At 63.3% G+C, this 11,775-nt stretch carries 11 protein-coding genes, 1 pseudogene and 1 other annotated feature; of the genes and pseudogenes, 1 reads left to right on the plus strand and 11 read right to left on the minus strand.

Annotation, left to right across the window (positions count from 1 at the left end; translation table 11 throughout):
- On the plus strand, positions 1-691 hold a 691-nt coding region (locus tag Q0S16_RS13805), incomplete at its 5' end, for an enoyl-CoA hydratase-related protein (protein ID WP_295849143.1).
- Between the two features lie 178 nt (positions 692-869).
- On the opposite strand, the gene Q0S16_RS13810 is transcribed toward Q0S16_RS13805, so the two are convergent.
- The 11 genes and pseudogenes from Q0S16_RS13810 to Q0S16_RS13860 form a co-directional block, all read right to left on the minus strand.
- Positions 870-1,649, minus strand: a complete 780-nt coding sequence (locus Q0S16_RS13810; protein WP_295849145.1) for an enoyl-CoA hydratase/isomerase family protein — start codon at positions 1,647-1,649, stop codon at positions 870-872.
- Positions 1,650-1,671: 22 nt separating this feature from the next.
- Positions 1,672-2,835, minus strand: a complete 1,164-nt coding sequence (locus Q0S16_RS13815; protein WP_295849147.1) for an acyl-CoA dehydrogenase family protein — start codon at positions 2,833-2,835, stop codon at positions 1,672-1,674.
- A 20-nt stretch (positions 2,836-2,855) separates the two neighbouring features.
- Positions 2,856-3,911, minus strand: a complete 1,056-nt coding sequence (locus tag Q0S16_RS13820; RefSeq protein ID WP_295849160.1) for an acyl-CoA dehydrogenase — start codon at positions 3,909-3,911, stop codon at positions 2,856-2,858.
- A gap of 62 nt (positions 3,912-3,973) precedes the next feature.
- Positions 3,974-5,167, minus strand: a complete 1,194-nt coding sequence (locus Q0S16_RS13825) for a CoA transferase (protein WP_295849162.1) — start codon at positions 5,165-5,167, stop codon at positions 3,974-3,976.
- 301 nt (positions 5,168-5,468) lie between these two features.
- Positions 5,469-6,467, minus strand: a pseudogene (locus Q0S16_RS13830) (IS3 family transposase).
- Positions 6,067-6,183 (minus strand) — a sequence feature (AL1L pseudoknot). Its footprint overlaps the pseudogene before it by 117 nt.
- Positions 6,468-6,550: 83 nt before the next feature.
- Positions 6,551-7,015, minus strand: a complete 465-nt coding sequence (locus tag Q0S16_RS13835; protein ID WP_295849149.1) for a RidA family protein — start codon at positions 7,013-7,015, stop codon at positions 6,551-6,553.
- Positions 7,016-7,072: 57 nt separating this feature from the next.
- Positions 7,073-9,424 (minus strand): xanthine dehydrogenase family protein molybdopterin-binding subunit, encoded by a 2,352-nt coding sequence (locus Q0S16_RS13840; protein WP_295849151.1) that lies wholly within the window; start codon positions 9,422-9,424, stop codon positions 7,073-7,075.
- The gene (locus tag Q0S16_RS13845) at positions 9,424-9,936 is read right to left on the minus strand and encodes a 2Fe-2S iron-sulfur cluster-binding protein (protein ID WP_295849153.1); all 513 of its coding nucleotides are present in this window, start codon (positions 9,934-9,936) and stop codon (positions 9,424-9,426) included. The genes Q0S16_RS13840 and Q0S16_RS13845 overlap by 1 nt, the downstream gene beginning before the upstream one ends.
- Position 9,937: 1 nt before the next feature.
- The gene (locus Q0S16_RS13850) at positions 9,938-10,228 is read right to left on the minus strand and encodes a DUF1330 domain-containing protein (protein WP_295849155.1); all 291 of its coding nucleotides are present in this window, start codon (positions 10,226-10,228) and stop codon (positions 9,938-9,940) included.
- Positions 10,225-10,761, minus strand: a complete 537-nt coding sequence (locus tag Q0S16_RS13855; protein ID WP_295849156.1) for an amino acid synthesis family protein — start codon at positions 10,759-10,761, stop codon at positions 10,225-10,227. The genes Q0S16_RS13850 and Q0S16_RS13855 overlap by 4 nt, the downstream gene beginning before the upstream one ends.
- A complete protein-coding gene (locus Q0S16_RS13860; protein ID WP_295849158.1) occupies positions 10,762-11,739 on the minus strand; it encodes an amidohydrolase family protein in 978 nt (325 codons plus the stop codon).
- Positions 11,740-11,775: the final 36 nt, after the last annotated feature.

Below are 11,775 nucleotides of genomic sequence, written 5' to 3' on the forward strand. Positions count from 1 at the left end.
ATTGCGGGGGCGTATCGCCGACGCTGTCGCGAATGATGATGTCCGCGCCATCGTTCTGACGGGCGCAGGCCGCGCGTTCTGCGTCGGCGCCGAAATGGGCAAACTCGCGGAAGGATCCAGTGGCGCGCCGGCGGCAAAGCCAGTGCCCCCCCGCGTGGGAAATTTCGACCAGCGATACAGCTATCTGCTCGACGTTCCCAAGCCGCTGATCGCAGCCATCAACGGCCCGGTCGCCGGCGTTGGACTGTGTCTCACGCTGTATTGCGACCTGCGTTACATGGCGGCGGGCAACAAGCTGTCGACGTCGTTTGCCCGCCGCGGGCTTGTCGCCGAGCATGGCAGCGCGTGGATGCTGTCGCGGCTGGTTGGCCCGATGAATGCGGCGGACCTACTGCTGTCGGCACGCACCGTTGTGGCAGAGGAGGCTGAACGCATGGGGCTGGTCAGGGTACTGCCGGCGGACGGCTTCCGCGCGGCCGTCCATGCGATAGCATCCGACATGGCCAATCTGTCCTCGCCGCGCGCGATGAGGATCATCAAACAGCAACTCGCGCTTTCGCCGTTCCACGATCTCGCGGCGGCCACGCAACTCGCTGATGCCGAGATCGCCAAATGTCGCGGAACGGCGGACTACAAGGAGGGTGTCGCTCACTACGTCGAGAAACGGAAGCCCGATTTCACCGGGAATTGACAAGGGCAAGCGCGTGACCGCGCCTCCATTGCAAGGAACTCTTGCGACGAAGCGATCTGGCCTCTCGCCTCTGTTTGTGGCTTTCTGGACTGCTTCGCCGCGGAAAAGTCGGCAGGACCGACTTTTCCAGGCTCCCAATGACGGGACCGGCGTGGGGTCGACGCCAAGACATTCCTATCTAGCGACCTTGAAAGTTGGCGATGCGGCGCTCAGCTGTGGCCTTGACGCCCTCCTTGAAATCGTTGGTCTCCCTGAGCCAGGATTGCTCCTCAAGTTCGTGGTCCGTTGCGGCAGCCACGCGGTCGGCCAGGCCGGCGCGCATGGTCGCCCGCGTGGAGAGCAGGCCCAGCGGCGAACATTCGGCAATTTCACTCGCAAGCTGCAACGCCGCCGCACGCACCTCGTCCCGCGCCACCAGAACCGATGCCAGTCCCATGCGGTAGGCATCCTCGCCGGTGAACCGCCGGCTGGTGTAGAACATCAGCGCGGCGTTGGTCTTGCCGACCGCCTCGGTCAGCGTAACGGTGAGACCAAAGCCCGGGTGAAATCCGAGTTTGGTGAAATTCGCAGCAAACCTTGCTTCCGGGCACGTCACACGAAAATCCGCCGACATGGCAAGGCCAAACCCGCCGCCGATCGCAGCGCCATGCACGGCGGCAATGATCGGTTTCTTGTTGCGGAATATTCGGACCGCCTCGCGATATAGTTCGCCCGAGCTGGCCTTGGCTGCGGCTGGCGTCGGCGGGCCGGAATTAGCAAAATTGGCACCCGCGCAAAACGCCTTGCCGTTGGCCGCGAGCACCACTGCGCGGCATTGGTCGTCGCGGTCGATCTCTTCCAGAGCATCGGCTATCTGCTGGATGAGCGCCATGTCAAAGAAGTTTAGCGGCGGGCGCCGGATTTCGATGGTCGTCACGTAGCCACTGGATTCGACGTGGATGTCTTTGACTTCGCTCATGGCATGTCCTTGATCAGTGGTGTCAGCGCAACCCAAGGCCGCGCGCAATGATTCCGCGCAGCACTTCTGTGGTGCCGCCCTGGATGGTAAGTTTCGGCGCGATCTTGATGTTGAACGCCAGGCGTTCGTTGAGGGTCGCGTGGTTGGTGGCGTCGGGATCGATGAACGCGGCGAGATCGCGCACACGGTGTGGCAACTGCTGCTCCCAGATCGTGCCCATGTCCTTGACGATAGCGGCCTCGACCGCCGGCTCCCGACCTGCTTCCAGCATGCCGGCGACCGACACCGACATCCGCCGCAATGTGTGCAACTGCGCGACAAGGCGGCCAACGCCTTCCGCAGCGCGGATATCCGGATTGGGTCCGAGCGCGCGCACCAGTTCGGTGAGTACCGTGTAAGTTTCCAGGAATCGTTCCGGCCCGCTCCGCTCATAGGCCAGTTCGCTGGTCGCCTGTTTCCAGGCGCCGTTGATTTCGCCGAGCACATGGTCATCCGAAATGAAGGCGTCGGTGAACACTACCTCGTTGAATTCCATCTGACCGCTCATCTGTCCGATCAGATTACAAACGATCCCGGGCGTCGTCATGTCGACGAGGAAAGACGTCAGACCGTGGCGGCGATTATCCTTCGTGGCCGGCGATGTCCGGAAAAGGCCGATCATGTAGTCGGAAACGTTGGCGTTGCTCGTCCAGATTTTGGTTCCGTTGATGCGCCAGCCGCCTTCCACCTTGGACGCCTTGGTGTTAGCGGCAAACAGGTCGGAGCCCGAATTCGGCTCGCTCATACCGATGCAGAAACTGATTTCGCCACGGATGATCCGCGGCAGAATATCCTGCTTAATGCGCTCGGCCGCATAGCGGATCAGCGTCGGCCCGCTTTGCCGATCCGCCACGAAAAACTGGCGCACCGGCGCGTTTGCGACACGCATCTCTTCGGTGACCACATAGCGCTCCAGAAAGCTACGGGCCTGGCCGCCATACTGTTTGGGCCAGGTCATTCCAATCCAGCCACGCGCGCCGACGCGCTTGCTGAATCCCCTCGCGTCATCGGAGTTGGCGCTGCCAGGCGATTGCGGATTGAAGGTCCCGGCGGCGATTTCCTCGGCGAGAAAGCCGCGGACCTCGTTGCGCAATTGCTGGCAATACGGCGGCAGGCGGATCGGATCGAAACGGAGAGCAGTCGACATGATGATGATTCCGGAACGGTTCAGCGAGACGAAACGAGGGGCCACAGTTCGTCGGCGCCGCGCCGACCGATGAGGTTGCCGAGTTCAGCCGCCCAGTAGCTTTCGACGCCAAAATCGTCGCGCCACGCAAGCGCGCGCAATGTAAGCCGGTGCAGGATATGCTCGGAGGTGTAGCCGATGGCGCCGTGTACCTGATGCGCGATCGCCGCGCCCTTCTCGGCCGCTTCACCGCAACGAATCTTGGCGGACGCAACTTCGAGAAATACGTCGTCACCGTCCAGGCCCGACGCCAGCGCATCCGCGGCGGAGCATGCTGCGCTGACGGCCGCGGCTACTTCGCCGCTGAGCCGGGCGAGGTTGTGCTGCACCGCCTGATACTTCGAAATCTGCTTTTCGAAGGCAATCCGCTCGGTGGCGTAACGCGTGGAGATGTCGAGCATGGTTTCAAGCGCGCCGGCAATCTGCTGGCAGCGCGCAACGCTGCCCATCAGCAACAGTGCGCGGACATTCCATCCGGCGGGCGCCGCTCCAATAACGAGCGGATGCACAGCTGAGAACATCACCTCGTCGGCTGGATCGCCTGCCAGATTGACGCCCTGCTCGATCATGCAATCGGTCACGGCCACAAGCGCGATCGATAAATCCCGATCGCCGGACGCCAGCACCGCGATCGACTCCACATCGCGCGCGAACGGAACCCGTCGCGCCCGCCCGGTGAGACGACCATCCGCACCCAGAATGACGCGATCCCGCGGTCCGGCCGGCGCGACCGTCATCGCCGTGTTCGGCGGTTCGATGCCGGCTTGCGCAAGCAGCCATCCCGCCAGCATTGTTTCCGCGAGCGGCAGCGCCACAGCGGCCCTGCCCGCGGCGCGCAGCGCGCCGAATCCATCGGCGAGATCTGCCGATCCGCCGTCCGTCGCGACCCAAGCCATCGGCAGCCCGGAATCGCTCAACGCCCGCCAAAGCGGTGCCTTCCATGCGTCGCCGCGCGATTGAATGACCGCCTGCGAATCCGCAAGGTCTGCGAAAATCCGCTCGGCCATCTCGACGACGAGATTTCCTTCATCAGACAGGACAACGCCCCCTGCAATCATCTCGTTCACGTTTATTATTGGATGTCCGGCGCGATACGTCGCTACATAGGGGCCGGCTCGGCGATACCGATCACGCCGTCAGCCTCCAGACTGCCAATTTCCTCGGGCGTCAGATTAAGCATGCTCGACAGGATTTCGTGGTTGTGCTGGCCGAGTCGTGGCGAGGGCTGGCTGGGCACCTTATCGACGCCATGCAGCCGCAGTGGACTGTTGGGTACCACGATGCGCCCGAACTGCGGATGGTCGATCCATTCCAGCATGCCGCGTTCGTGCATGTGCGTGTCGTTGGTGACCTCAATGAGATCCCGAACCGGTGCTGCCGGAACCTTGTACGTGGTGAAGATTTTTCCCGCTTCGGCCTTGCTGTGCCGTCTGGTCCATTCCGAAATCAGCCCATCGACCTCTTCGATATGACGAACCCGCAATTCCTTTGACAGATATCGCGGATCGCCGATTAGGTCAGGGCGCTCGATGGCCTTGAGCAGGTTCGACCAATGGCTTTCGTTGATGCCGATGATGGCGATGAAACCATCGGAGGTCGCGTAGACATTATACGGTGCGGCAGCCAGCCCCCCGTGCCGGTTTCCGGTGCGCGGCGGCGCGATGCCCTTGTCGTAAACAAAGGCGAGGTTCGAAGCGAGCGTCGGATATACCGTCTCCTGCATCGCCACCTCCACCAACCGCCCTTTGTTGGTGAAGGTGCGCTCGTACAGCGCAGTCATGATACCGCCATAGAGATGGATGCCGCTGAGAAAATCGACCACAGCGGGGCCGCACTTGACCGGCGGACCGTCGGGAAAACCGGTAACGCTCATCATGCCCGACGCCGCCTGGACGGTGACGTCCATCGCGAGATTGTCGCGGTCGGGCCCGGTAATGCCGTATCCCGATCCCGACGCATAGATTAGCCGAGGATTTATTTTCGAAAGCACTGACCAACCGACACCAAGCTTGTCCATCACGCCGGGCGCATAATTTTCCAGCAACACATCAGCCTGTGCGGCGAGTTTCTTCAGCACGTCTTGGCCGCGCGGACTTTTCAGATTCAGCGTGATATCGCGCTTGTTCGCATTCAGCATAGCGAACGGTACCGCCGCGCCCCTGCTAACCGCCACACGCTGCCGCACCGGCTCGCCTGCCAGCGGCTCGACCTTAATGACATTGGCGCCGGCCTTTGCCATCAGCAACGTTGCATAGGGGCCTTGATAGACTTGGCCGAGATCAATCACCGTCACGCCGTCTAGCGGAAGATTCCTGCGTTCAGACAAATTGGTTTCCTCGCCATTGGATGTCGGCAGACTGCAATGCGCACAGAAGTGCGATTAGAGTGACCACCGAGTTGCCTGACAGGCTATTTTTTTATGCTACGCTCAAGCCGTAAGTCACCATGAGAGACGCGAACTTTGAAATCCAGTCAAAACACAGGTGAAGATGCATTTGCATATCTGTGAAAGTGGCTTGTTGCGTAAAGACTAGCCTCACTAGAGTTTTGTATCTTGAACCGCTCCGGGTTTCCCGGAGGCCAATTGGTTCAAGCTATGCCGCCATGTCCTGTTGTTCCAGCATGGCGTAATAGCGTCGCTCGCCTTCGGCCGGCGGAATATGTTCGATGGGCGCCAAGAGCCGCCGGTTGTTGAACCAGTCCACCCATTAGAGAGTGGCGAACTCAACGGCCTCGAAGCTTCGCTATGGCCCGCGTCGGTGAATCACCTCGGCCCTGTAAGGACCGTTGATGGTTTCGGCGAGGGCATTTTCATAGCAATCTCCGACGCTGCCAACAGAGGGCTCGACGCCTGCTTCAGCCAGGCGCTCAGTGTACTCAATGGATACGTGTTGGCTTCCTCTGTCGCTGTGGCGAATGAGCCCGCCACGATGGACTGGCCACCGATCTTGAAGCGCCTGTTCCAGCGCAGCGAGCACGAAGCCGTCGCGCGCCGTGCGCAACGCTCGCCAGCCTACGGTCCGGCGAGCATAAGCGTCGATGACGAAGGCGACATATACGAAACCGCTCCAGGTCGCCACATAGGTAAAGTCGCAGAGCCAGAGGGCATTCGGCCTTGGCGCCTTGAACTGGCGTTCGACGCGATCCAGCGGGCATATCGCGCCGCTTGGCCACATGGGCGTGGTAGGTCGACGGGGCGATCCGCAAGACCTCGCAGATCGGCGCGACCTCATGCGCCCCACGATGATCGTCGATGAACGCGATCATGGCTTGGATCGGCGGTCGAGCTCCGCCATCGCAAAATAAGCGCTGGCCTTGCGCAGGATCTCGTTGGCCTGCCGGAGCTCTCGGTTCTCCCGTTCCAGCGCCCTCAGCTTGTCGGCCATCTCGGCTGGAACGCCGGCACGGTGCCCGCTGTCGATCTCTGCCTTCATGACCCAGTCATGCAGCGTCCGCGGGGTGCAGCCGATCTTGGTCGCAATCGAGGTCACGGCCGCCCAGCGCGACGACTGCTCACTCGCGTGATCCAGAACCATCCGAACCGCACGGGCCCGGACCTCGGGTGAAAATTTGTTCGTCGTCTTGCTTGTCATGGCTCCATCCTCTCAGAAGTTGGAGCCTCCGATCAACCCGGGGCGGTTCAGAACCGGTTCGATCACTGCATCATCATGGCCGCCTACTTTGCAGCGGGAAACGCGGCGATCATGTCGAGTTCGATCCTGGCGCCAGGCGTCGACAACTGGTTGATGCAGATCGTGGTGCTGGCGGGCGTCCAGGAGCCGAAATATTCCTTCAGCACGGCCACCATGCCGTCCTGGTCGCGGATGTCGGTCAGATACTTCGTCACCTTGACGATGTCGGTCCAGGTCAGACCCTCGTGATCGAGGATCGTCTTGATGGTTTCCATCGCCCGCCTCGTCTGATCCTCGATCCGATTGGGGTGGTCGTGTTCGCTGATGTCGTGCGGATGCTTGTGATACAGCGGCGACGGCGTCGCGCCGGAAATGAACAACAGGCCACAGGGACTCTCGACCCGGATCGCCGGCGCATAGGGCATGTCTGGGCGCCGTTCCGGAATGGTCTGGATTTCCTTGATGTGCGGATTGGTCGGCGAGGACTGAAACGCTGGCTTGCTGGTCATCGAGAACTCCGGGACGGGTTGGAAGCTGAAGGAAGTTTGCGCTCGCGCGCAATGATGTCAAATGGCGTCGCCCGCCATGCGGTCGGCGGGCCGTTCCGCCCTGATCAACTGCCGCAGCCGCGCCGGCGAGACCGGGTGCTCGTTGACGCGGACACCCAGCGGAGCCAGTGCGTTCTCGATCGCCGCGATGATGCAGGCCGCCGCGGGGATGGTGCCGCCCTCCCCGGCGCCCTTGACCCCGATCGGGTTCAGAGGCGATGGCGACTGAACGTGGATGATCTCGATGCGCGGCACTTCCGGCGCCGTCGGCAGCAGATAGTCGGCATAGGTCGTGGTCACGGGCTGACCGGCCTCGTCGTAGATCATGCGCTCGAACAGCGCGTTGCCGATGCCGTGCACGACCCCGCCGCGCACCTGGCCATCGACCAGCATCGGATTGATCAGCAGGCCGCAGTCATGGCCGACGATGTAACGGGAGATCTTCACCTGGCCGGTGTCGATATCGACTTCAACTTCGGAGAGATGCGTGCCATTGGCAAAGGTGTTCTTGCGCGCTTCGTAATAGGCCGTGGCGGCAAGGCCCGGCTCGACGCCGGGCACGATCGGTATGCCGCTCATGCCGTTCAGCCGCGAGGCAATCTGGCCGAGCGGCACATGCAGGGCGGCCGCGCCGACCACACGCACCGCTCCGTCTTCCAGCACCAGATCGGCTTCGGAGGCTTCGAGCATGTCGCTCGCCACCTTGAGCGCCTTGGCGCGGACCGCGACGGCCGCCAGATGCACGGAGGAGCCCGCGGTCACCGCAGTGCGGCTGGCGATGGCGCCGATGCCGAGCGGAAACTTCGCCGTGTCAGCGGCTTCGACGACGAGATCCTCGACGCGCACGCCAAGAATGTCAGCGCAGATTTGCGCAAATATCGTGGCGTGGCCCTGCCCCTGGCTTGCCGCGCCGGTGGAGATAACGACCTTGCCGCTCGGCTCGACGCGAATGGTCGCCCCTTCGAACGGCGCAAGCCCGGTATCCTCCGTATAGCTGGCGATGCCGCGGCCGATATAGCGCCCTTTGGCGAGCGCCGCTGCCTGCCGTCTGGCAAAATCGCAACCGGCACGTTCCAGCACGGCCTCCAGGCAGGCATGATAGTCGCCGCTGTCGTAAGTGATCGGCGAACCGTCGCGCGCGTTCATGCCGGTGAGATAAGGGAACTGGTCCTTGCAGACAAAACTACGCCGCCGCACCTCAGCCGGATCCAGCGACAATTCGCGCGCCACCCGATCGGCCAGCCGCTCCAGCACGAAGCACGTCGTCGGACGGCCGGCGCCGCGAACCGGCGTGTTGGGCACCAGATTGGTGAACACGATGTCGATCTTGATATCGACGGCCCGCAGCGCATAGGGCCCGGGAAACGCGGCCATCGACGTCACCGCCGCGCCGAGCCCGTAGGGAACGTAGCCGCCATTGTCGTGCAGGCAGCGGCCGCGAACGGCCAGCAGGCGTCCGTCGGCCTCGGCCGCGACTTCGAGTGCCCAGGCCTGATCGCGCTGCTGTGCGGTCGCCACGAAATGCTCGCTGCGATCTTCGACCCATTTGACGGGACGCTGCAGCTTCAGCGCCGCCAGCGGCAGCACGATTTCCTCAGGATAGAACACGCCCTTGGGGCCGAAGCCGCCGCCGACGTCCGGCGCGATCACGCGCACCGTGCGCTCCTCGCGGCCAAGATGATCGGCGATCAGGCGGCGCACCATGTGCGGCATCTGGGTCGAGGTCCACACCGTCAGCCCGTCGCCCATCGGATCCGGCATCGCGACGACGCCGCGGCATTCCATGGAGTGGCAGCCGCCGCGGTGCACTTCGAAAGTTTCCGCAAACACGTGTGGAGCTTTCGCGAATATCTTCTCCACCTCGCCGAAACGGCCGTGCAGCGACGCCACCAGATTGTCCGGCGAGTCAGCGTGTACGCGCGGCGCAGCAGGATCGAGCGCCCGGCGCCAGTCGACAACAGCCTCGAGCACCTCGTAGTCGACCTCGACCAGCGCCGCGGCATCCTCGGCGATCGAGCGGCTCTCGGCGATCACGACCGCGATCGGCACGCCGACGTGGCAGACTTCGCGATCGGCGAGCGGCTGGTAGTTCAGGGGCTGCTTGACGTTGCCGACCGGAACCGTATGCGGCAGTCGCTTACTGGCAAGCTCGCCCAGATCCGCCGCGGTGTAGACGGCGACGACGCCGGACAATTGTCGCGCCGCCGCGACATCGACGCCGACGATGCGCGCATGCGCATGGGCGGAACGCACGAAGGCGGCATGCAGCACACCGGCGATGGCGAGATCATCGAGGTAGCGGCCCTGCCCCCTGATCAGCCTGGGATCCTCGACCCGACGCACCCTGGATCCGAAATATCGCACGCCCATCAGACCCCTCCCCGCATCGCGCGCGCGGCATCCAGCGCGGCATCGACGATAGTCTCGTAGCCGGTACAGCGGCACAAATTACCGGAGATCGCATCACGAATCGCGGCCTCGTCGGCGTCCGGACTGTCCGCGAGCACGGCCTTGATGGTCATCATCATGCCGGGCGTGCAGAAGCCGCACTGCAAGCCATGGCGGTCCCAGAACGCCTGCTGGATCGGATGCAGCGTGCCATCGGGCGCAGCCAGGCCTTCGATCGTGGTGACCGTTGCGCCGTTGGCCTGCCCCGCGAACATCAGGCAGGAGCGCACCGGCGCGCCGTCGACGATCACCGTGCAGGCGCCGCACACGCCATGCTCGCAGCCGATATGAGTGCCGGTCAGTTTCAGGTCGTGGCGGAGGAAGTCACCGAGATGGCAGCGCGGTTCGACCTCGGCTTCGAACAGCCTGCCGTTCACGGTTAATCGAACGTGTTCAAGCGCGGGGCGGTTGCCGATGTCGTTTTCCGCCGGCAAGCTATTCGCCCTCCAGGAAATACACCCGCGAGGTCGACGCCTCGTCGCGGATCGCGAGGATGCGCTGGAACTCTGGCGAGTGAAACCAGGCCAGCGCGCGCTCGCGGCTCGGAAATTCCAGCACCACCACGCGCGGGCTCGGTGCCTCCCCGACAATCGGTTCAGGTGCACCGCGCGAGACGTACTGGCCGTCGAACAGCGCCAGCGTCGCCGGCACCTGGTCCTGATAGTCCTTGTAGCGCACCGGGTCGGTGACGATCAGCTCGTTGACGATGATGCTGCGCATCTTCATGACGCCTTCTTCACTCGCGCGCGCGGCCGTCCGCCGTCGGCCAGAGCCACGATCACCAGGATCTCGTCCGGCCGCGGCGCATTCGCCACCATGACGCTCAGCGTATCGAACTGGTCGAAAACCCACACGTCATCCTTGTCGCCGAGCGGCACGTCGATGGTCGCGCCGACCGCGCCGATCTTGACGTTGGATGGAATGATCGCCTGGCCGCCGCCGATCGCCGCCCGAATCGGTTTGCCCATTCGCGGGTGCAGGATCGCGGCCGCGTGTTCCAGATCGCCGGAGGTGCCGACGATGGCGGCCTTGCCGTAGGAGATCGCCGGCCGTTTCAACGCCGTCAGCGCCTCGCGGACCAAGAACTCGCCGAGCTCCGCGCCGAAGCCGATCAGTTCTTCGAGGTCATCCTGGACACGGCCGGCGAGAGGATTGGCGATCACCGCGCAGGCGGCGACGCGCGTCACCGGCGCATAGGCGGGTTGCCCGCCTTCGAAATAGATCACGTCCTTGATCGTGGTGAGCCGTCGGATTTCCATTCAGGCCTCCAGCATGCGGGTGAAATTGCGGCGCAGGATCAGGTCGACCTGATCGGCTGGCAGGGCATTTTTGACGAAGTTGACCGGATCTGGCTCGCCCAGAGGAAACGGCGCATCGCTGCCGAGCATCAGATGCTCGACCGGCACCACGTCGGCGACGTAGCGCAGGATCGCTGGCTCGAAACAGATGGTGTCGAAATACAGCCGCCGCAGATAGTCGCCGACCGGCATGGTCAGTGTGCTCGACAGCGCTGGATTGGTATCGACCTCGCGCTGCATGCGCGCCCGCAGCACCGGACTGAACGCGCCGGCATGGGCACAGACCAGCTTCAGCGTTGGCCAGCGGTCGAGAAAGCCGGAGCAGATCATCTTCAGGATGTTGATGGTGTTGTCGAACAGATAGCCGGCGACGATGGTCAGTTCGTATTCACGGGTTCGGTCCTTGCCGAGCGGGTCGGCGGGATGCACGAACAGCGGCACGTTGAGATCGACCGCCGCCTGGAAGATCGGCTCGAACTGGGCGTCATGCAGATAGACGCCGCGCACGTTGGAGGCGATGTGGCCGCCGACAAAGCCGTGATCGCGGACGCAACGGCGCAATTCCGTTGCCGCCGCCTGCGGGTCCTGCATCGGCAACAGCGCCCAGCCGCCGAACCGCGTCGGGTCCGAGGCGATGGAAGAGGCCAGCGCGTCGTTGAAGACCCGCGCCGCTTCGGTCGCGATCCTGGCGTCGAGATGATAGTCGATGAACGGCGTCGCCAGCGACAGAATAGTCCGCTCGACGCCATCGCGCTGCATCCGCTCGCGCTGCTTGTCCATCTCGAAGAACGTCGTGTTAAGCCCGAAATGCATGCCGCGGATGTCGAGGTCGATCAGATCGCCCTCGCGGCGCTTGATCCGGATCGCGAACTCGTCCCGCGTCTGCGCAAAGCGAAAGAATTCGTCCGGTACAAAGTGGCAGTGAATGTCGGTAATCATCGTCAAAGTCCCAGGTAAGCCGTCTTCAGCCGCTCG

It is taken from the genome of Tardiphaga sp. (assembly GCF_025356345.1).
Classification (GTDB): domain Bacteria; phylum Pseudomonadota; class Alphaproteobacteria; order Rhizobiales; family Xanthobacteraceae; genus Tardiphaga.